Annotated in this window: 18 protein-coding genes; 16 read left to right on the forward strand and 2 right to left on the reverse strand. The window is 43.7% G+C overall.

Annotated elements, in window-relative coordinates:
• Window positions 1–105 precede the first annotated feature (105 nt).
• The 5 genes from KN811_RS21025 (at window position 106) to KN811_RS21045 (ending at window position 7,055) form a co-directional block, all read left to right on the forward strand.
• Window positions 106–1,482 (forward strand): SGNH/GDSL hydrolase family protein, encoded by a 1,377-nt coding sequence (locus KN811_RS21025; RefSeq protein ID WP_187965565.1) that lies wholly within the window; start codon window positions 106–108, stop codon window positions 1,480–1,482.
• 60 nt (window positions 1,483–1,542) lie between these two features.
• Entirely contained in the window at window positions 1,543–2,382 is an 840-nt protein-coding gene (locus KN811_RS21030) for an alpha/beta hydrolase (RefSeq protein WP_247716579.1), read from the forward strand.
• A gap of 97 nt (window positions 2,383–2,479) precedes the next feature.
• Window positions 2,480–3,991 (forward strand): sialate O-acetylesterase, encoded by a 1,512-nt coding sequence (locus KN811_RS21035; protein WP_216335016.1) that lies wholly within the window; start codon window positions 2,480–2,482, stop codon window positions 3,989–3,991.
• Between the two features lie 102 nt (window positions 3,992–4,093).
• On the forward strand, window positions 4,094–5,239 hold the full coding sequence (locus KN811_RS21040; protein WP_187965564.1) for a glycoside hydrolase family 130 protein: 1,146 nt from the start codon (window positions 4,094–4,096) through the stop codon (window positions 5,237–5,239).
• Between the two features lie 85 nt (window positions 5,240–5,324).
• Entirely contained in the window at window positions 5,325–7,055 is a 1,731-nt protein-coding gene (locus tag KN811_RS21045; protein ID WP_187965563.1) for an RICIN domain-containing protein, read from the forward strand.
• 101 nt (window positions 7,056–7,156) lie between these two features.
• Here KN811_RS21045 and KN811_RS21050 read toward each other — a convergent pair whose 3' ends face one another.
• Window positions 7,157–7,522, reverse strand: coding sequence for a winged helix-turn-helix transcriptional regulator (locus tag KN811_RS21050; RefSeq protein ID WP_187965562.1), 366 nt, complete (start codon window positions 7,520–7,522; stop codon window positions 7,157–7,159).
• Between the two features lie 113 nt (window positions 7,523–7,635).
• On the opposite strand from KN811_RS21050, the gene KN811_RS21055 reads away from it, so the two are divergent.
• Window positions 7,636–8,514 carry an SDR family oxidoreductase gene (locus KN811_RS21055; RefSeq protein ID WP_187965561.1) on the forward strand — a complete coding sequence of 293 codons (879 nt, stop codon included), beginning with the start codon at window positions 7,636–7,638 and terminating at the stop codon, window positions 8,512–8,514.
• Between the two features lie 125 nt (window positions 8,515–8,639).
• On the opposite strand, the gene KN811_RS21060 is transcribed toward KN811_RS21055, so the two are convergent.
• Window positions 8,640–8,978 (reverse strand): winged helix-turn-helix transcriptional regulator, encoded by a 339-nt coding sequence (locus tag KN811_RS21060; RefSeq protein WP_187965560.1) that lies wholly within the window; start codon window positions 8,976–8,978, stop codon window positions 8,640–8,642.
• 120 nt (window positions 8,979–9,098) lie between these two features.
• Here KN811_RS21060 and KN811_RS21065 point away from each other — a divergent pair, with 120 nt between their 5' ends.
• The 10 genes from KN811_RS21065 (at window position 9,099) to KN811_RS21110 (ending at window position 22,477) form a co-directional block, all read left to right on the forward strand.
• The gene (locus KN811_RS21065; protein WP_187965559.1) at window positions 9,099–9,497 is read left to right on the forward strand and encodes a DoxX family protein; all 399 of its coding nucleotides are present in this window, start codon (window positions 9,099–9,101) and stop codon (window positions 9,495–9,497) included.
• Window positions 9,498–9,614: 117 nt separating this feature from the next.
• Complete coding sequence (locus KN811_RS21070) at window positions 9,615–10,355, forward strand: SDR family oxidoreductase (protein WP_187965558.1); 741 nt, start codon at window positions 9,615–9,617, stop codon at window positions 10,353–10,355.
• 71 nt (window positions 10,356–10,426) lie between these two features.
• Window positions 10,427–11,293, forward strand: coding sequence for a helix-turn-helix domain-containing protein (locus KN811_RS21075; RefSeq protein WP_247716580.1), 867 nt, complete (start codon window positions 10,427–10,429; stop codon window positions 11,291–11,293).
• A gap of 55 nt (window positions 11,294–11,348) precedes the next feature.
• The gene (locus KN811_RS21080) at window positions 11,349–11,915 is read left to right on the forward strand and encodes a Crp/Fnr family transcriptional regulator (RefSeq protein ID WP_187965556.1); all 567 of its coding nucleotides are present in this window, start codon (window positions 11,349–11,351) and stop codon (window positions 11,913–11,915) included.
• A gap of 79 nt (window positions 11,916–11,994) precedes the next feature.
• Window positions 11,995–12,735 carry an SDR family oxidoreductase gene (locus tag KN811_RS21085; RefSeq protein ID WP_187965555.1) on the forward strand — a complete coding sequence of 247 codons (741 nt, stop codon included), beginning with the start codon at window positions 11,995–11,997 and terminating at the stop codon, window positions 12,733–12,735.
• A 611-nt stretch (window positions 12,736–13,346) separates the two neighbouring features.
• Window positions 13,347–14,357, forward strand: a complete 1,011-nt coding sequence (locus KN811_RS21090; RefSeq protein WP_345725540.1) for a glycoside hydrolase family 43 protein — start codon at window positions 13,347–13,349, stop codon at window positions 14,355–14,357.
• A gap of 66 nt (window positions 14,358–14,423) precedes the next feature.
• Entirely contained in the window at window positions 14,424–17,756 is a 3,333-nt protein-coding gene (locus KN811_RS21095; protein WP_187965629.1) for a SusC/RagA family TonB-linked outer membrane protein, read from the forward strand.
• Window positions 17,757–17,774: 18 nt separating this feature from the next.
• Window positions 17,775–19,796, forward strand: coding sequence for a RagB/SusD family nutrient uptake outer membrane protein (locus KN811_RS21100; protein ID WP_187965628.1), 2,022 nt, complete (start codon window positions 17,775–17,777; stop codon window positions 19,794–19,796).
• A 49-nt stretch (window positions 19,797–19,845) separates the two neighbouring features.
• Window positions 19,846–20,949 carry a glycoside hydrolase family 88/105 protein gene (locus KN811_RS21105; protein ID WP_187965627.1) on the forward strand — a complete coding sequence of 368 codons (1,104 nt, stop codon included), beginning with the start codon at window positions 19,846–19,848 and terminating at the stop codon, window positions 20,947–20,949.
• Between the two features lie 28 nt (window positions 20,950–20,977).
• Window positions 20,978–22,477, forward strand: a complete 1,500-nt coding sequence (locus KN811_RS21110; RefSeq protein ID WP_187965626.1) for a family 43 glycosylhydrolase — start codon at window positions 20,978–20,980, stop codon at window positions 22,475–22,477.
• Window positions 22,478–22,580 lie beyond the last annotated feature (103 nt).

A 22,580-nucleotide genomic window follows, 5' to 3' on the forward strand; every position in this document is an offset into this window, starting at 1 on the left:
CCTGTTGAGACGACGGTAACTGTGAACAATGTTTTATGGCCACATCAGGAAAACTGGAAAACTGTCCGACTTTGGTAAAAAACCATGTCACAATAAACAATGATCATGAAACTAAGTAGTACAACATGCCTTTTATTCTTTCTGTTGGCATACAGTTCATTTGCACAGGAACTAAAACCTTTTGAAGATGGTGACCGCGCCGTTTTTTTGGGCAATAGTATTACGCATGCCGGGTTTTACGAATCATATATTTGGCTGTATTATATGACGCATTTTCCGGACAGGAAGGTTTATGTTTTAAACGGAGGTTCAGGCGGCGATGTTGTGGGGCAAATGAATGCCCGATTTGAGGATGATATTTTACCCATGGATCCTAATATTGTGATCCTGACTTTTGGGATGAATGATTCAGGTTATTTGGGCACAGATCATCCAGAGACAGCTATAAGAAGTGTAAAGAAATCATATCATGATTTCGGACTAATACAGGAAAAATTGAAAAGTCATCCGGAAATCACCCCTGTAATAATGAGCTCTTCGCCTTACGATGAAACTCAAAGGGCCCAGGACAAAGTTTTTAAAGAAAAAACAGAAATCATGAAAAAAATAACGGACTTGCAGGAGAAAGCTGCTGAAAAAAATCACTGGGCTTATGTTGATCTATTTCACCCGATGATGGAGATGAATCTAAAGCAACAACAAAAAGATCCAACATATAGTATTCTGGGAGAAGGTAGAGTTCATCCCGGGCCCGGAGGTTATTTGATTATGGCCTCATTGTTTTTGAAAAATCAGGGATTGGCGGGAAAACCGATTGCCGATGTTATTGTAGATGCACAAAACTCAGAAATTGAAAAATCAGAAAATGCAAATGTGTATTTATTAGATGCCGGGCCAGATAAGGTATCCTTCGGGTATAAAGCAAAATCTCTTCCCTTTCCTCTAGATTCCACTGAATCTACCTGGGGGAATCCACAAAAATTAAGAGATGCTTTTATAGTATATCCTTTTACTGCGGAATTCAATCGGGAATTACTTCGGATAAAAAACTTAAAACAGGGAAATTACAAGTTGGTCATTGATGGGGAAAAGATCGCAGAATTTCCGTCCGATAGTTTAAATAAAGGAATAAACATGGCGATGTTTACCAATACACCGCAATACAAACAGGCCATGAATGTGATGTTTTTAAATAAGCAGCGCAAGGAAATAGAAGGAAAACTACGCGAATATTATTGGGTGCAATCCAATTATTTCAGAGATAAAGGCATGTTGTATGAAGATTCCCAACGTGCTTATGATATGGCAAGTCGTGAAAAAGAAGGATTTGTAGGGAGCAAAATGGGGGTGTACCGTACGGCACGTTTCCCGGAAGTACGAAAAATGTGGGAAAATAACCAGGAAACATTGATTGACAAAATCTATGAGATCAACAAACCCAAACTTCATAAAATTGAAATTATTCCCGTAGCTGCTAAGTAAATTCATCAAGGGGAGTTGCTGAATGATATAATAAATTAACCGACCTGATATAACCATAACATGATGAGATTATTGAATAAATTAGGATGCACTTTAAGTCTGGTTCTACTATCCGGTGTGGTGTGGGCAGCCAAAATAGACACCGTTAAAACCTATAGCGCCGCCATGAAAAAAGAGATCAAAGCGGTTGTGATCACACCCGATAATTATTCGGATCAAGAAAAAATTCCGGTAGTATATCTTTTACACGGTTTTTCCGGTAACCATAAGGACTGGATCGCTAAAGTGCCTTCCATAACCGAATATGCAGACAGGTATCATTTGATGATCGTATGTCCTGAGGGAAATTTTGCAAGTTGGTACTTTGATAGCCCGGAAATGCCGGATGTCCGATACGAAACCTATATTTCCAGGGAATTGGTAAACTGGATTGATGCACATTACAACACTGTAAAAAACAGAAAAGGACGTGCGATTACCGGACTGAGCATGGGCGGCCATGGCGCTCTTTACCTTTCTTTTAAACATCTGGATGTTTACAGCATTGCCGGGAGTATGAGCGGTGGTGTCGATTTAAGACCTTTCCCGGGGAATTGGGGGATCTCCGATGTATTGGGAACTTACGCAAAACATCCTGAACATTGGGAAAAGAACAGTGTCATTAATATGACACATTTATTAACCCCGGATGCCCTGGCATTAATTTTTGCCTGCGGAAGTGATGATTTCTTCTACGATGTGAATGTAAACCTCCATGAAAAGTTATTGCTGAATAACATTCCGCATACCTTCATTTCTGCTCCTGGTGGCCATACCTGGGAATTCTGGGAAAATGCATTGCATTATGAAATGGATTTCATCAACACGCATTTCAAAAAGCAATTAAAAACAGACCAATAATTCTTCAAAAAGACAATGACGCATACCCGGGCGGACGTGTAAGCGTAGGAAGAAAACTTATTTCACAACATTTTACTGGTGGAAAAACCTTATAGTGATGAAAATAAATAGTGTAGTTCGATCCACTTTCCTGTTTACTTTTTTGATGAACTCAATTATGCTTGCCGGGCAAATTGATACCGTTTCGGTATTGAAATTTGCCGATCCCCTGACCGATAATATGGTGGTTCAGCAAAACAAAGCCTTTACGGTATGGGGAAATGCAGGTAGAGAGAGTGAAGTTGTTATAAAAGCTGACTGGACATCTCCCGTAACGGTTAAAGCCGATAAAAAAGGAGGGTTTAAAGGGATCATTCCCGTTCCTGAAGCAAAAAAAGGAGATTTTACCAAACACCGGCTTTCCATAATTTCCGGAGGACAAACCAAAGTCCTAAACAATATTCTGATCGGTGAAGTCTGGATTTGCAGCGGACAATCCAATATGCAGTTTGCCATGAAAGAGGTGGTACATGCAGCGGAAGAATTAAAGAAAACGGATCACCCCAATATTCGCCTGTTTAATACCGGTTTAAACTTTAGCAATACACCAATACTGAATGTTTCGGGACATTGGCAGGAATGTTCCCCGGAAACGGTCGAGGGGTTTTCTGCCGTAGGATATTATTTCGGGAAAAAACTATATGACCGGTTAAAGGTACCTGTGGGCTTATTATTTACGGGAATCGGGGCATCTGCATGCCAGGCATACCTTCCGAGGGAAGTGTTGGCCGGTGACCGGTTGCTGGACTCGGTGTATTTGGCTCCCTATTTAAGATCAGGTAAATCAAAAGAAAAGATTGATGGGGGATTTTCCTTTGAAAAGGTAACGCGCCCGTACCTGTTGTATAACGCAATGATCAATCCCTTTAAAAACCTTTCCATCAGAGGAGTAATTTGGTATCAGGGAGAAAGTAACCGTAAAGACAGATTACCTTATACCCGGGCCATGTATAAAATGATCACTTCCTGGCGGGAAAAATTCGGCCAGGGTAACTTCCCTTTTTATTATGTCCAGGTAGCCCCTTTCTTTTATGATCAGGAAGATCCTGCACTTGCCGATTATGCCTTTTTCCGGGAGCAGCAGGAGAAAATCAGTAAGCTGGACCATACAGCTATGGTAGTCACCATGGATGTTGGAGAGGCCAAAAACCTTCACCCCAAAGACAAAAAACCGGTAGGAGAGCGCCTGGCCGGAACAGCACTACACAAAACCTATAATGATTTAGACGAGCCTTATCTGGGCCCGCATTTTCAGCATGTGGTCTTTGAAGGCAAAAAGGCCGTTGTAAGTTTTATTCCGGAAACTATTTTAAGCGGACTAACCACTAATGACGGGAAAGCGCCAAAGTTCTTTCAGTTGGCAGGAAAAGATCAGGTGTTTTATCCGGCGGCGGCAAAAATAGAGGGAAATAAAATAATAGTGACCAGCAAAAGGGTAAAATCTCCGGTAGCTGTGCGGTATGCATTTACCAACTATCCGGTTACTAATTTGGAGAACAGTAACGGTTTACCGGCCGTGCCTTTCAGGAGTGACCGCTGGGATGAGAAAGGAAATAACATGAAAGACTGACCGGATGCATGGCATGTGCATTCCGGCCTTTCCTGGAAAACACAGGATAGATCGAATGAAGTAAAAATTCATTGTTCCAAATATAAATTAACCCGAAATCATATGAGAAGATCATTCTTTATCCTTTTAGCATTAAGTGTAATGCTTGATTTTTCCTGTAAGCAACGCAAAAAATCCATGCAGGAACAGGAGGCCATTGAAAACGATTCGTTGCCTTCATGGGCGTTGACAGGGTTTGAACGTCCGGAGGGTATAAACCCTGTGTTGTCTCCCATCGATTCTACCTCCTTCTTTTCAGAAATGAACAGGAAAGATGTGGCCTGGGAATCGAATGATGTGTTTAACCCTGCAGCGGCGGTAATGGGCGACAGTATCTATGTCCTGTATCGTGCTGAAGATAAATCCGGGGTCGGGATCGGGGAGCGGACATCCAGAATAGGGTTGGCTAGCAGTGTAAATGGTACAGAGATGTATCGCGACGGAAAACCGGTGATATATCCTGAAAATGATGCTCAGAAATCTTATGAATGGCCGGGTGGCTGTGAAGACCCTCGTGTGGCAATGACCGAAGAAGGGATTTACGTCATGTTATACACACAGTGGAATAAAGAAGTACCGCGTTTGGGCGTTGCCACGTCAACCAATTTAAGGGATTGGACCAAGCACGGCCCTGCATTTGAAGAAGCCTATCAAGGAAAGTACAGGGACATGGCTACAAAATCGGCCGCTTTACTAACTGAGTTAAAAGACGGTAAACTGGTCATTTCAAAAGTTGACGGGCACTATTTTATGTATTGGGGAGAGCGACATGTATATGCCGCAACCTCTGAAAATTTAACCGATTGGAAGCCTTTGGAAGACGAAAACGGAGAATTGAGGATTTTGATGTCCCCAAGAGTGCATTATTTTGATAGCCAACTTACGGAGTGTGGTCCACCTGCCATAAAAACCGATAAGGGCATTGTATTGATGTACAATGGTAAAAATCTTGCAGGGGAGGATGGGGATAAGAATTATACATCAAACTCGTATTGCGCCGGGCAGGCATTATTTGATGCAGAAAACCCGGTGAAGTTGCTGGCCCGCTTAGATAAACCATTTTTAGTACCGACAGCTTCTTTCGAAAAAAGCGGACAATATCCGGCGGGTACTATTTTTATAGAAGGACTGGTATATTTTAAAGACCAATGGTTCCTGTACTATGGCTGTGCCGATTCCCGTGTTGGGGTGGTGGTAAGCAAAGGATAATACCATAGTTATATCAAATTGTGGTGTCCATGGTGGAACCCGAAAAACCTTATAAGAGTAGGGATTAACTAAACTAAAATAAATTATGAAAACGAACCTTATTGCATTTGCTGCTGCTTTTGTTGTTGCTGCCGCGACCGTTAGTTGTAGTTCCGAGCAGATCGACCTGCCTGGCGAAACAGAGGCCTTAGCCGTATCGAAGAAACACAAACTTTCGGTTGGGCCGCCAAGCGCTTATGGTTGCTTTTCCATTGTAAATGTAGCTTCGGGCAAGGTCCTGGAGGTGAGGGGAGATGATGACCTCATGTCCGCCCGGGCCAATCCAAAAAATGTACAACAATATACCAGTTTTGATATGGGTACGGGTACATCGCAAAATCAAAAATGGTATTTAATACAGCAGGATACCGGTGCTATAACGGCTTCCACACCCTTTAAGATAATGAATGTGGCCAACGGCCTCTATCTTGAAGCACCCGATGGCAACGAAGGCACCCAATTATTTACCGATCATGCCAATGATTTTCCAAGTCAGATATGGTATATGCATAAGGTAGGCAATACCAATAATTACTACATACAAAACCTCAATGGTTTTGTGCTTACCAACAATGATGGCTCAACAGCTGATGGCGCAGCTATTACTCAAGCCTCCTTAGTTAATAAGAAAAGTCAGTACTGGAATTTTAGCAGTATCACTGCGGAAGCATACCGTGACGATCAGGTGGTACAGTTTTTCAGGCGTTCAAGTGGTTCAATTGCGTTTGATCAGGGTAGCAGCATACCGCTTAGCTATGGCGCAAATAATGGCAAAGTCTTATGGATAGGGGAAGATACCTACACCTCAAACATCGGTACCTGGGATCCGGTAACCGAAACATACCCGTGTTACGGTGGAAACCAGATACAGCTTTTTGACATACGCAATTCGGCACTGTTGCAGCCCTCAACTACCAATTGGGATCCTTCGCAAACATCAAACATTACCACAAATAATTCAACCTATACTTACGAGATTTTGGCCAGCCCGGACCCCAATGATCATGGGGGTACTTATACCTGGCCGGGCGTAGGTGTTGAAATCGACAACCACGTGTACATGTACGCTCATGAGGGAGGCGGCTCGTATAACAAGACGGTTATTTATGATTTTACCGAAAATACCGCAGGTCTTGATTGGGGTACTGCCATACGGCATACGGTGACTGGCCTTTCAGATCAGACTGACATTGGTTACTCGTTAGGTTTTGTGAAACCCGGAGACGGTTATGTATATCCCTACGGCAATCTGACCGATGCGTTTGGAGGTAAATACCTTCATGTAGCCCGCTTTGCTACGGACACACCATTCACCTGGCAGTTTTGGGATGGCACTAACTGGGTGGCTACACCATCAACGGCCTCAATTGCCCAGTTAGGGCTGGATGGTAATACCACCAAATCGTTAAAAGCAAACAGCAGTGTTACTTATGTGAACGGCAAATATGTACTTGTTGAGATGGATTTTGGTTACTTATGCCCGAGCGACAGTGAGCCACATAATATCTATGTGTCAACATCAACTAGCCCGACAGGGCCGTTCACAGCCCGCAAAAAAATTTATGCTATACAGGATAAGATAAATGGAGCCCTGGTTAATCACTACGTTGTCAACGCGCACCCGGTTTTCGATAATGGCCGTAATGAACTGCTGGTTACTTACTGCATTAATTTTACAGGCTGTTCAGATGTATCGCCATGTACCAATAACCGGACCGATCCGTACTACTATCAGTTAAAGGCCGTACGTATACCATATACTACAGCGGGTATTTAAGTTTGCCTGGGCCGTGGTGGAATGGTTAAAGAATCGCCACGGCCTTATTGTTTAACAGCGGCGCGGGTCCCGTCAACTGCAATGATCACGAAAAAATAATTTTATAAAACATTATTTCGGTGGGTTAAACCCCAGTCTATCATTACATCAATAAGATCAGCAAGACTTTCTCCCGATGCTGTTAATTCATATTTTATTAAAACTGGTGTTTGGTCATACACTTTTCGAGCTATGATGCTGTTCATTTCCAGTTCTTTCAATTCTTTCGATAACATTCTTGGGGTTATCTTTTCTATGTTTTCCAGTAAATCTTTAAAACGGTTTTTTCCCTTCAATAATGAGGCTATTATCGGCAGTTTCCACTTCCCACTGATCACATTCATAGTGTCCGTTAAAGCCATTACATAGCTCTGCGGGCATTGCTGCTCTGCTTCTTCCTGACTTATAATTTCTTTAAAACTGTTCATACCTATTGAAATTATTAATACTATACAAAAGTATATTAATATTTTCAGGTAATAGAGTATACAAAATATACTTCCTTGTCTAATTTTGAGCTATTATTTAAAAACAATAAATTATGATTTTAGTTACAGGTGCAACCGGTCAGTTTGGTTCAAAGGCAGTTGAACATCTCTTAAAAAAAGGGATTGATCCATCAGAAATCTCAGTTTTAGTTAGGGATTCAGCTAAAGCTGATCACTTAAAAGAAAAAGGAGTTCAAATAAAGGAAGGTGATTATACCCATCCTGCTTCTATGGTACAAGCCTTTCGGGGGGTGAAAAAATTGTTATTGGTGTCCAGCAACAATAGAGAAGCTATTGAAAACCGTACACAACATCACAAAAACGCCATAATGGCGGCCAAAGAAGCAGGGGTAAAGCAAATTGTGTATACCTCATTCGTAAGAAAACCAGGATTTGAAAATTCTGCCATAGCCGATTTTCAAAATTCTCATATTGAGTCTGAACAGTATTTAAAACAGAGTGGTGTAGCATACACCATTCTTCAAAATGGTATTTATGCAGAAATGATCCTGGCTTTTGTCGGAGATAAGACTGCGGAAACCGAAACAATTTTGTTTCCCGCGGGAGAAGGAAAAGCGAGTTGGGTGGTACGTGAAGAGCTGGCAGAAGCTGTTGCCCATGTTTTAATTACGGAAGGTCACGAAAACAAAACCTATACCCTGACAAATACAGCATCGATTGGCTTCAAAACCATTGCCCAGGAAATTTCGGATGTATTGGGTAAAGAAATCAATTATCAATCTCCGGAAATAGGTGAATTTAAAGCCATTTTAGAAAAAGCCGGAGTTCCGGAAATCTATATTGGTATGTTTGTCATGTGGAGTACCGCTCTGGCACAGCAAACAATGGACAAAGAGGATGATACATTATCCCTGTTTTTAGGTAGAAGGCCAAGATCTGTTAGCCGGTTTTTGAAAAAGGTTTACGGTTAATTTCTCCCGAATATAGTTTTTGAAATAGGTTGTCTTAATTCTATTTTGATGACCTATTTTAGAATGAAAATGACTGTAGCAAAAGCCGTTAGCGGCAACATAGGAACTCTAGAAAACACAAGAATTCACTTACCAATAATTTTCTTTCTGTGCAGCAACCCCCAAAAATGCAGTTCATCTAAAACTTTTTCAAGGGACATTCCGTGTTTGGTAATCGAATACTGAACCTTTGGGGGAAATGTGTCAAATACTTCCCTTTTAATGAGTTGATTTGCCTCTAAAAGTTTCAACTCCTTTGACAACATTTTATCAGTAATCCCGGTAACATCCCGGCTAATCTCTTTAAAACGTTTCGGGCCTCCCGACAAAGAAAATAGAATTAACAATTTCCATTTTCCTTCCAGAGCTTCGAGAGCGTCCTTGATGGAAAGCATTGTTTTAGGGCAACCGCCTTTAGATAACATATCTTTTACTTTTAAAACGTTACTTTCTCAAAGGATAGTGCTATACAATGGGAAAGTAATATCATTTAGATAGCAAATATAAATATTTTTGTGTCTTGTAATCCAAATGACATAAAGACAATGACAAAACAGAAAAATTTTAAAGTAATGAACACAATCCTATGGATAGTTCAGGTTTTCTTGGCAGTTACATTTATTTGGGCAGGTACAATGAAATTATTTCAATCCGATGAGTTGCCTTGGCCATGGGTAAAAGAAAACCCGGAATTGGTGACTATTTCAGGAATTTTTGATGTATTGGCAGGTATTGGTTTGACACTACCTTCTCTGCTTCGAATTCAACCCAAATTGACAATTTATGCTGCTTATGGGACAGTAGCCCTAATGGTTTCCGCAATTGTATTCCACATTATGAGGGGAGAAGGAAATCAAATCGGCTTTAATATTTTTATTTTGGCTTCTGCTGTTTTTATTGTTTGGGGCAGGCTCAAAAAAGTGCCAATAAAACCGAAACCATAAAGGGCAGCTGCTAACATTGATGCCACGAACCAATTTGACTACAACAACGACTAACTTGACTACTTTTTTAAAGAATCAAATCAAGAGCTTTGCATAGTAATCTTAAGTTAAGAGAAAATGCAAGACGAAATTAAAAATAAGGTTGTACTCATAACCGGTGCAAGCAGTGGTATTGGTAGATCCATAGCTCTGGAGTTGGCAAAAAATGGTATAAAAGTAGTTTTAGGTGCCCGCAGAATAGAACAATTAGAAAATATTGTGGAAGAAATTAAAAATAAAGGAGGTGAAGCATCATGCAGGGTAACAGATGTAAAGAACAAAGCAGATCTGGTAAACTTGGTTGCCTTAGCTATAGAACGGTATGAGCGATTGGATGTCATAGTAAATAATGCGGGAGTCAGTCAGCTTAGCAAAATTGATGAATTGGATACTGAGGGCTGGGAAGAAATGATTGATATTAACCTAAAAGGTGTTTTGTACGGAATGGCAGCAGCAATCCCTGTTTTTAAAGAAAAACGATCAGGACATATTATCAATATCATTTCAACAGCAGGAATAAAAATCACTCCGACTATGGGAGTGTATGCAGGCACAAAAAATGCTGTCCGTACCATTACCGAAGCTTTTAGACAAGAATCAGATGGCTCTATACGCATTACCGGAATTTCCCCAGGTTTCATAAATACAGATTTTGCTAACAATATTAGAAACGAAGAAATGAGGGCAGCAATCATAGAAAGTAGGGACCAGATTGGCATTAGCCCCATAGCCATTGCTGATGCTGTGATCTATGCTATCAGTCAGCCTAAAGACATAGAAATAGGTGATATTGTTATTCGTCCTGCAATTCAAAATTGATTATTTTTAACGGAAATAAGAATATGAGGCGCCCATCAAACATACATCATATTGAAAATGTCTCACAGTTAATGAGATATCTGGAACAACCTGCGCCCTTACACCCGTTGATTGCAATAGTTGATTATAACAATGTTCCGCTTGAAGTATTTGAAAAAGAGGATAAAATAATGCTAGACCTTTTCAAAGTTTCATTTAAGAACAAATTCAGCGGACAGGTGAAATATGGACAAGGCTATTACGACTTTGAAGAAGGCGGGTTGGCTTTTTTAAAACCTAAACAAGTAGTGTTTTCTTCTGATAATATACAAATGTACGAAGGCTATGCACTGTTTTTTCACCCTGACTTTATCCGGAATTATCCATTGGGAAGTGCCATCCATCAATACGGTTTTTTTTCTTACGATGTTTCAGAAGCACTTTTTTTATCGGCAAAAGAAAAGGAAATCATCAGCAGGTTGTTTTCTACTATAGCCAATGAATTGAATAACAATATAGACCAATTTAGCCAGGACGTCCTGATCTCTCAGATAGAGTTATTGCTAAGTTACAGTAATCGTTTCCTCAGTCGTCAGTTCATCACCAGAAAAGTGGTAAATCACAGTATCATAACCTCTTTGAACAAGTTGCTAACTGAGTATTTTAACCGAGGTAAAGGATTGGAAAACGGTTTGCCTTCGGTGCAATATATCAGCAAACAATTGAAATTGTCGCCACGCTATCTAAGTGATATGCTAAGTACGCTTACAGGGTTAAATACACAACAATACATTCAAATTAAAGTAATTGAATATTCCAAAGAATTACTAAGTACCTCTTCTCTCTCAGTTACAGAAATAGCCTATCAATTAGGGTTTGTACATCCACAATCTTTTAGTAAACTGTTTAAAAAGAAAACAAAACAATCGCCAATGGAGTTTAGGGCGGGTTTTAATTGATATACTTTTACCAAATGGTAAACCATAGCCCAAGCCATTTCCTAACTTTGCGAGAATGAAAGAATTGATAGCCTATGTTTTGCAGTTCGGCAACTTAAACAAACAGCAGGCCGACCTTATTGCAGGTAAAGCAACGGAAGCAGAACTTCGCAGGGACGAGTATTTTTCGGAAGCAGGAAAAATTCCCCGACAAGTCGGTTTCGTTGTGGACGGTGTTGTTCGCGGTTGCTATTACAACAACAAAGGCGACGAAATTACGCGTTGCTTTATTGCCGAAAATAATTTGATGGTTGATTATGTAAATTTTGAGGCAAATACCGTTTCTTCAGAATATTTACAGGCTTGTACCGACTGCAAACTCGTTGTGTTTTCTAAACAAAATTGGGACGAGCTTTCCCAAATTATTGTGGACTGGGACCACATTAAAAACAAGATGGTGCAACTGTGTATGCATCAAAAATCCAGAAAAGGCCCGGTGATTTCGCAGGACGCTACCACACGTTACTTGGAATTTTTGGAGAACTATCCATCGCTTATCAACCGTGTTCCATTGGCTTATGTGGCTTCTTACTTAGGGGTTACACAGCAATCATTGAGCAGGATAAGAAAAAATATCCGCTAAAATCGCTTTTTACCATTTGATAAACCGTTTCATTTTTAATCGGGCAATCTTTGCATCATTAATTTTAAAACAGGATAAAATGAAAAAAGCATTGATTACGGGAGCCAACAAAGGCATAGGTTTTGAAACCGCAAAACAACTTTTGCAAAAAGGATTTTACGTTTACATCGGAAGCCGGAGTTTGGAAAACGGTTTGCAAGCCGTTGAAAAACTGAAAGCCGAGGGCTTGACAAACGCAGAAGCCGTTCAGATGGACGTAACCGATGACAATTCTGTAAAAAACGCCCGAACAGAGATCGGCAGGAGAACAGACGCCTTGGACGTTCTGATCAATAATGCGGGCATCAATGGTGACGTGCCGCCATATACTGCACTTGAGGCCAAAACAGACCAATTTTCAGCAGCATTCAATACCAATGTATTTGGCGTAGCAAGGGTTACACAAACCTTTATTGATTTGCTGAAAAAATCGCCTGAACCGAGAATTGTAATGGTAAGTACCAGCGTGGGCTCACTCACACTTCAAAGCGACCCCGACTGGCCGGCTTACGACTTTGCAAAATATGCGGTTTACGGTTCGTCAAAAGCGGCTTTGAATATGTACACCATTCATTTAGCCTACGAACTTCGGGATACGGCATTCAAAATAAATGCGGTTTGCCCGGGTTATACCAAAACCGATTTTACAAACCACAGCGGAGGCGAAGTGGAAGAAGCTGGAAAACGCATCATAAAATATGTCGTAATTGACCAAACCGGACCAACAGGAAAATTTTTCAGCGAAGAAACAAATCCGGAAACAGGTGAGATCCCTTGGTGATAAAAAACTCAATGGCCCTATTGGAATGCACTAATCTCCTTAATTTTTTTATTTTCTGCACAGGGCGAAAATGATGCTGTATTTATTAGATAAAAGTTTGAATTTTGTATTCAAATAACATCATTTTTCATCGAATTGATTCAAATCACCTCCGATTTTAACAATTTCTGAATAATTGAACTGTTTTGCAGAAAAAATGAGATATTTCTTCACAGATTTTTAAAATAAAATATTTCACTTTGGTTCAGAATTATTATAACAACAATTTGTCCTTATTTCAGGTGAATTGTTAAAATTTTCATTGAAATTTTATGCAATTAATAATAACGAAAACCTTTATAAAAATACCTTATCTGCTTATTATCGGTTCCTCTGTACCTTCTTTTCGGACACCGGAAGATCTTTGTAGGTCGGGCACTACCTGCGAAAGCGGATTTGTGCGGGACTTATCGCAATGGACACCATCATCCAAACTCCCGTTAAAGATGCTATGATATAGATCGTGACGGGTATTTTTTATGCAGTAATTACGCAATCGATTGCGAGAATAATAAAAGTCAAAATTGACTTTAGGAATACAAATGCTGTAAAACCACCAAAACCCAATACAAATGAAAACGAATTTTTTGCACCTTTTTGCGGTAACGACTTTGTTGCTGCATAGTTGTAGCTATGACTCCAATAGCGATCACCCCAAAGCTGAAGCAAAAACAGTAGCAAAAATGGCAGGTACCCGGCAGATCTACCTGGCAGACCCTACCATCTTTGAAAGTGACGGTACCTATTATCTCTACGGCACCAAGAATGACCCGGAGATCGAAGGCCAGGGCTTTTTGGTCTATACCTCGGACGATCTTGTTCACTGGGAGGGGCCTGGCGGAGCTACGGACGGTTTTGCCCTGAAAAAGGGAGATGCCTTTGGCACCGGTGGATTCTGGGCGCCCCAGGTATTTCATCACAATTCCCAATACTACATGGCCTATACGGCAGACGAGCATATTGCCATAGCTACGGCAGATAGTCCGCTGGGACCTTTTACCAATAGTGGCGAGGCCATAGAAGCCCCGGTAAAACAGATCGATCCTTTTGTTTTCTTCGATGCCGGAAAAGCATATATGTATCATGTCCGGTTGCAGGACGGGAACAGGATCTTCGTAGCCGAAATGACGGAAGATCTGACGGCGCTAAAAGCCGAAACCCTGCATGAATGCATTTATGCTGAGGACGAATGGGAAAATACGGAAAATGCAGCATGGCCCGTAGCCGAAGGCCCTACCGTGATTAAAAGAGGGAGACAGTATTATATGCTGTATTCCGCCAACGATTTCCGGAACCCCGATTATGCCGTGGGCTATGCGGTCAGCGATTCCCCTGTAGGCCCCTGGGAAAAGTCGGAGGACAACCCCGTGATCTCTTCGCAAAACACAGGAGAACCCGGGTCGGGCCACGGTGATATTGTGACCGACCAACACGGAGATCCATATTACGTACTGCACACACACTACTCCCCACAGAAAGTACACCCCCGGAGAACAGCCCTCGTAAAACTCGATTTCCGGAACGGGCAGTTCCGCATGTCTCCCGAAAGTTTCCGATGGATACAGAGTATCACGAAAAATTGATGCTATCCCTGGTAAAAAAGCTACACCTAAAGAAAGACCAATAACCAACTTAAAAATGAAAACGATATGAAAAAAAAGAGGGGTAACCTTTTACAATTGCAAAAGGATTTACCAAAAAAGACGGTTCTTGTAACACTGTTCTGTTTTTTTGTATATCACGGTTTCGGCAACAGCATATATGCAAAAAACAAAATTGCGGACCTCAAAACCATGCAAGAAGGAACCATAACCGGAACAGTTGTAGATGCCGGAGGAGTTCCCATGATTGGGGTCAATGTTGTAGAAAAAGGAACCTCAAACGGTACCACAACAGATTTTGACGGTAATTTTAGCCTGAAAGTAAATAAATCGCCGGCAGTGCTTGTATTCAGCTATATCGGTTTCTCCACTATTGAAAAAGAAGTTACCGATAATCAGCCGATATCCATCACCTTGGAAGAAGATGCGAGCAAACTGGATGAAGTGGTGGTGGTGGGTTACGGTACGATGAAGAAAAAAGACCTTACCGGTTCCGTCGTCCAGATCCGTCCAGACAAAATGGCCAACGAAAACCCGAAGACCGTTCAGGATATTCTGCGCGGAGCCCCGGGACTGCGTATTGGCTACAATGCTTCAGCCAAAGGCGGGGGAAATATACAAATACGCGGGCAGCGCTCGGTATATGACGACGGAGGGCACAACAACCCCTTGCTCATCCTCGACGGGATGATCTTTTATGGAGAACTCTCGGAGATCAATCCGGACGATATCGAACAAATAGATGTGCTCAAGGATGCTTCGGCAGCAGCGATCTATGGGTCAAAAGCAGCAAGTGGCGTTATCATCATCAATACCAAGAAGGGGAAACAGGGTAAGCCTGTTGTCAATGTGACCACGAATACCGGTATGACGAGGGTAAGTAATTACCGTGAACGGTTCAGCACGGATGCGTATTTGCAACATCGCCAGGATTGGTATACCAAAAACACGTATGGCGTGAATCCAGAAACCGGAGGCTATGAAGCCTATCAAACCGGTGTATATGCCGACCAACCTGGCTTTTTTATGAGGCCCGATCAACTGCCTTCAACAGTTTCTGTTGAGGATTGGCGGGGGTATACTACCAACGAAAACGGTGAATCGGACCTGAGCATATGGGCCAAACGGCTGGGATTCCAGGGTAATGCGCTTCAAAACCTTCTTGCCGGGAAAACCGTCGACTGGAGAAAACATACTTTCCGGACCGGGTTTGACCAGGATTTTAACGCCAGTGTTAGCGGTGCCACCGAGAAGACAAACTATTACCTGTCCATGGGCTATCTGAAGAACGAAGGAGCTGTGGTCAATGACGAATACCGGGCCATCCGTGCCAATATGAAAGTGGATACCAGGGTGGCCGACTGGTTTGAGATCGGTGCCAATGTAAATTTTCAGGACCGTTCTGATGGCAATGTAGGTCTTGATATGGACTATCAGATGCGGAACAGCCCTTTCGCCGATTATGGCGACGAGGAGGGCAACCCGGTACAGTTTCCTCTGAGTTCCGAATACAGCCAGCGGGGATATAATTACGATTTTCAAAAGCAATACCTGGACCTGGAAAAGGGGTATACCGTGCTCAACAGCATTTTACATGCCAAGATAAAGCTGCCCTTTAATATCACCTACACGTTCAACGCTTCTCCCCGCTACCAGTTCTTCTACGACCGTTACTTTATGTCCGCGGAATTACCGGGGTCCGATCCTAAAGGCCGTGGTGCAAACCGTGAGCAATCAAAACGTTTTGACTGGTCATTGAACAATACCATTACCTGGGACCAGACTTTCAATGATAAGCATCACATTGTCCTGACACTCGTACAGGAAGCCGAGGAACGCAAATTCTGGAGCGACCGCATCGAAGCGCGAAATATCTTACCCTCGGATGCACTGGGGTTCCATAACACCAAGAATGGGAGCAAGGAAGATAGTTCGTTTATGAGCAATGATTCACACCAGACAGCAGATGCCTTGCTGGCCCGGTTGTTCTATTCCTATAACGATCGCTATATGCTTACCACGTCCATCCGCAGGGACGGGTATTCCGCTTTCGGGACATCCAATCCATACGCTACGTTCCCCTCCATAGCAACAGCATGGACATTTACCAATGAAAAGTTCTTCAAATGGGGCCATATCATGAATCACGGTAAATTGCGTATATCCTACGGTGAAAACGGCAACCGTTCACTGGCCAACCCTTATCTGGCGCTGGCCAACCTTTCCGAAGGGGCAGGTAGAATGCACGGCTATATCAACTCATCGGGAGAACTGGAACTGTACCGGTATTTAATGGCAGACCGGTTAGCTAACCCGAACCTGCAATGGGAAAAAACGGCATCCTGGAATTTTGGGCTTGATTTCGGTTTCCTCAACGGGCGCATATCCGGGAGTATCGAATATTACGACATGAGTACCCACGATATGATCATGAATCAGCGCCTGCCGAGTTTTACCGGGTTCAAAAACATTACGACCAATCTGGGACAGGTAGACAACAGGGGAGTGGAAGTGGCCCTAAATACCACTAATATCAGTAAGGAAAATTTTGAATGGTCTACCACTTTCAGCTTTTCATACAACAAGAACAAGATCAGGCACCTTTACTACCAATATGAGGATGTGCTGGATGCAGAAGGGAATATAGTGGGTAGCAAAGAAATGGACGATATATCAAACGGCTGGTTCATCGGAAAATCCATAGGCGCGATCTGGGACTATCGCGTTACCGGGATCTGGCAGGCCGACGAGGTAGAGGAAGCGGCAAAATACGGCCAGTTGCCCGGCGACCCGAAAGTGGCGAACAACTACACGGCTGACGATATCGTCAATGACGATGGTTCTGTTACCCATGTATATAACGACAAGGATAAAGAATTTCTCGGGGAGACCACACCACCTGTGCATTGGTCTTTGCGCAATGATTTTGTGTTGTGGAAAGATCTCAGTTTTTCATTCAATATCTATTCGTATATGGGGCATAAAAGCCTTTCGGGCAATTACCTTAACAATGATGATCTGGGCGGGCGTATGGCCTATGCCCTTCAGAATGTACCCGCAAAGGAATACTGGACCCCTGATAACCCCACTAATGAATTCGGGCGTATAGAAGCCTCGGGGCCTACGGGGGCCGCCGGAGCCGCGAAATTGTATGATCGTTCGTTTATCCGGCTTGAAAATATTTCGGTGGGATATACATTTCCCGAACAATGGACCTCATCGTGGGGCATAAACCGCGTAAAGGTTTACGGCTCCGTCCGTAACGCTGCCGTATGGGCAAAAGAATGGCCGTACGGTGACCCCGAAACCTATCACGGAAGAGATAACCCGGCAGGATGGGCCACAAGTGTCTATACCCTGGGACTGAATTTTACTTTTTAACCGCTTAAAATGATAACAATGAAACAGATCGTTCAGAAATTGGATCATATCTATAAAGGCCTTGTCCTGTTGATAGGCGGGACACTATTGGTCAGCAGTTGTTCCAAGGATTTTTTAGATCCGAAACCACTGTCGTTCTATGAACCTACCGCTACCTTCAGTACGGAAGCCGGCCTGATATCGGCCATGGCGATATGCGACCGCCACCTCAAACTGTACTGGGCCACCGACCATAACGAAATGCTTACCCTGGGCACGGAATATATCTTTTCTGAACTGATGGTGGCCAGTGCTACCGACAAGCGCAACATGCTTGCCGATGTGGCCCATATGCTCACACCTACCAGTGAAACTTCATACCAGAATCTCGGAAGGACCAACAGTATCTGGTTTTTATGGGAAGAAACCTACAAAGGTATTATGTATGCAAATACTATTATCCAGTTCGTCGACCAGGTGGAAGAACTGGACGAGGCCACTAAAAATTCCTATAAAGGCAGGGCCTATTTTCATCGTGCTTTCCGCTATATGGCCCTGGTTTTCCAGTTTGGTGACGTACCGCTTGTCACCAAGGTTTTAGAGGTGCCCAAACAAAACTACCGGAGCACAAAGCGCGATGCCATACTGGAAATGATAACCCGGGATATGGAATTTGCGGTGCAATGGGTGCCCGACCAAAAGGATATGGGGCTTACAGGTATGGTCAATAAAGGGGCCTGCCGCATGCTGCTTGCCAAATGCTACCTCGCCCTGGGAGAGTATGCCAAAGCAAAGGAGCAAACCGATATACTGATCGATCAATCGGGCTACGCACTGATGCAGGACAGTTTCGGAACATTCAACGACGGTGGCGAACCGCAGACATGGGAGATCACCCGGAATGTGATCTGGGACCTGCACCGCCCCGAAAACAAGCTTATCCCCGGCAACCAGGAGGTCATTTTGGGCATGCCCAACCGGGGTGCAGAGGCAGAATCATTTACCAAGATGCTGACCATGCGTATCCTGTATCCCTTTGTTTTTGACGGCAGGTTAAAAACAAAGGACGGTAAGCAGGCCTTGCTGAATATAAGGCGAAATGACCCCGATTACAACCCGGATTATGATTATATGAGGGCATTCGGGCGGGGTATTGCCACCTTTCGGCCCACCTCTTTTCACACCCGTTCGCTGTGGAAAGTCAACGGCGTTATGGACGAAACCGACCTTCGGCATAATTCGGAGGTGGGCAACTGGATACGCATGGAAGACTACCGCGTCAACAATAAGGAATCATCGGAATTCGGGAACCCCGTTTCGCTTTACAACGACAACGGGAACCTGCTGTGCAGCGATACCATTCGCCGCTGGTTTGATGTCCCTCACTACAAACTGTATCTCGACGATCCCGTCAATGAAGCTAATGTAGATGGTTCCGATGGCCTCAGGGGGGCTACCAATGGCGGCAATGCCGACTGGTATCTCTATCGCCTGGCGGAAGCCTATCTCCTTCGGGCCGAAGCCAAATATTATCTGAACCCGGGCGACGGTACTATTGCGGAAGACCTGAATGTACTGCGGCGACGGGCACAATGCAGCGAATTGTACCAGGGAGCTGTTACGATAGGGGATATCATGAACGAGCGTGCCCGTGAATTGTATTGGGAAGAATGGCGCAATGTGGAGCTGACCCGTGTGTCGCTGTGCCTTGCCCGCAGCGGTGTTCCCGATGAATGGGGTAATGTCTATACCCTGGAGAATTTCGACAAGCAAAGCGGCACGGATCTCGGAGGCGGGAGCTATTGGTATCAACGCATTGTACATTACAGTATGTATAACAAAGGATCCATACAGATCGATGCCACCGGCAATAGCAACCTTAATTATACCATGGATAAAAAGAATATTTACTGGCCCATTCCTTATGCGGCAATTACTGCTAATAACAAGGGTGAATTGAGCCAGAATTACGGATATGACGGCTATGACCCTGCTACCCCTAAATGGGATTATTGGGAAGATGCTGTAGAAGATGAAGATAAGGTCTCGACTTCGGATTGAATTTCCGGTTAAATAGTTCCAATTCAATGAAAGTTTAAAAAGTACTGTTATGTATAAAAAACTATTGATGTTATTGCTGAGCCTTCCTTTTCAGTTTCTATCCGCCCAGACAAATATGCTGGATAGCTTTCCGGAAGGGTACATCCCCGAAGAAGTGGGAAAACTTATCGCATACCGGTTTGTGTATGCCAAGCATGCGTTGCATGGAGGAAAATGGATCAGTTACCCGGAAACGTTTTACTGGAACGGGACGCTTAGGTTTGCCGAACTGACAAACGATAAAGCACTTATAAAATTTATGGGAAACAGGTTCGAGCCCTTGTTTACGACAGAAAAAAAACTATTGCCCATTAAGAACCACGTCGACCTGAATATGTTTGGCAGCCTGCCTTTAACGCTTTATCAGATAACAAAAGACAAACGTTACAGGGAACTGGGGATACCTTATGCGGATACGCAGTGGGAGGTCCCGGAGGATGCAAAGCCCGGCGAAAAGAAATGGGCTGAAAAAGGATATACCTGGCAGACGCGCCTGTGGATTGACGACATGTATATGATTACCATCGTACAGGCAAATGCCTATAAAGTGACCGGGGATCCGAAATACATTGACCGGGCAGCCAGAGAAATGGTCATGTACCTGGATGAACTTCAGCAGCCGAACGGGCTCTTTTACCATGCCCCGGATGTTCCCTATTACTGGGCACGAGGTAATGGCTGGATGGCAGCAGGTGTGACAGAGCTGCTTCGTTACCTGCCTGAAGATCACAAAGACCGTCCCCGTATAATGCAGGGGTACCAAAAAATGATGAAAAGCCTGAAAAATTACCAGACAGCAGGCGGCATGTGGAACCAGCTGATCGACGAACCGGATTATTGGGCTGAAACCTCCGGATCGGCCATGTTTACCTATGCTTTTATTACCGGGGTCAAACAAGGCTGGCTGGATGCCGGAACGTACGCCCCGGCAGCCCGGAAGGCATGGATGGCCCTGGTATCTTATGTCAATGCACAAGGCGCCGTGTCCGATGTCTGCGTCGGGACAAATAAAAAGAACGACAAACAGTATTATTACGACCGCCCCCGCAGAACGGGCGATTATCACGGGCAAGCTCCTTATCTATGGTGTGTAGCCGCCCTTTTGGAAAAATAATGAGCCTAAATTTTAAAACAATGATGACATGAAGCGATTGATTATAAATATATGTGTGCTCAGTTGTGCACTACTATGGAGTGCCTGCGACAAAATATCGGGTTGGTCAGACGATCAGGAACCTCCGAAGGATTTAACTGGATTTGTTGTAGACAGTACGTTTACTAACCCGATTTTGCCCGGCGGCCCGGACCCTTGGGTGACACAGAAAAACGGAACCTATTACTACACCTATACCCAGGGGAGCAGGCTGGTGGTCCTAGAAACTGAAAATTTATCGGAGCTTGCTTCGGCACGCAGACACGAGGTCTGGGCTCCCCCTTCCGGGACACCCTATTCCAAAAACCTGTGGGCACCCGAACTCCATGAGATCGATGATAAGTGGTATTTCTATTTTGCAGCCGATGACGGACAGAATGCCAACCACAGGATGTACGTACTGAAAAACCCTTCTTCCAATCCACTGGAGGGGAACTGGGAGATGAAAGGGAAGGTAGCTGACGCATCGGACCAATGGGCTATTGACGGTACCGTATTTAAGCACAACGGGCAACTGTACATGTTATGGTCCGGAGGCAATGCGGGAGCACCGCCACAGAAGATCTACGTAGCCAAAATGAGTAACCCCTGGACCATTTCTGGTGAAAAAGTGATGATATCTTCACCCACCTATGACTGGGAAAAGAACGGGAACCCGATAAACGAAGGTCCGCAGGTACTTATAAATCCTGAAGGACGTGTGTTCGTGGTATATTCAGGTAGCGGTTTTTGGGTGGATACTTATTGCCTGGGACTGCTTACACTCCGGGAAAACGGCGACCCTATGAACCCGGCAGACTGGACCAAGACTCCCGAGCCCGTATTATCCATGAAAGCGGAGAGTAATGCCTATGGTCCGGGACATAACGGTTTCTTTACATCCCCGGACGGTACGGAGGACTGGATTATTTACCATGCGCGGACCCAAGCCGGTGGGGGAGGCAGGAATCCCCGTATTCAGCGTTTTACCTGGAATGCCGACGGAACACCTCATTTCGGCGAACCGCTACCCACCGGGACACCGTTAAAAAGACCATCGGGCGAGGTCCTGCGGTACAGGCACCGTAAAGATACCTGGTCGATTGCAGGATTTAGTTCTGAAGAAGAGAACAACAGCCGATTGGCCATTCGCCTTATTGATGACGAAGCTTCCACATACTGGATCACCCGGTATTCTTCAGACCCTACCGATTATCCGGATCACTGGATAACCGTAGATATGGGAGAAGTGTCTACAGTTGACGGTTTTATCATAGCACAGAAAAATGGTGATCGCAAAGTGAAGGAATTGGAGGTCCTGGTAGGAAATGACAACGAAAACTGGGAAAGCCTGGGCCTCTTCGAATTAAACAATATAGGCCTTATGGATCAATACCTGGATTTACCACAGCAAAAACAGTTCCGGTATTTTAAGATAATCCCCAAAGAAGGATATGATAGTCAGCCGCAACCCGGGCTGGCAGAGGTAGGGACCTATATTTTGCCATAGATGAAAATACCGGAAGAATGTACGACAGGGAAGCCATACGGTTGTGGGAAGGGATATGCTCCGGGATGGGGACTAAAGTTCTGAATTGAATTAGTCAATATTT

Origin of the sequence: Sinomicrobium weinanense (genome assembly GCF_018863395.1) — a bacterium.
In the GTDB taxonomy this organism is placed as follows: Bacteria; Bacteroidota; Bacteroidia; order Flavobacteriales; family Flavobacteriaceae; genus Sinomicrobium; species Sinomicrobium weinanense.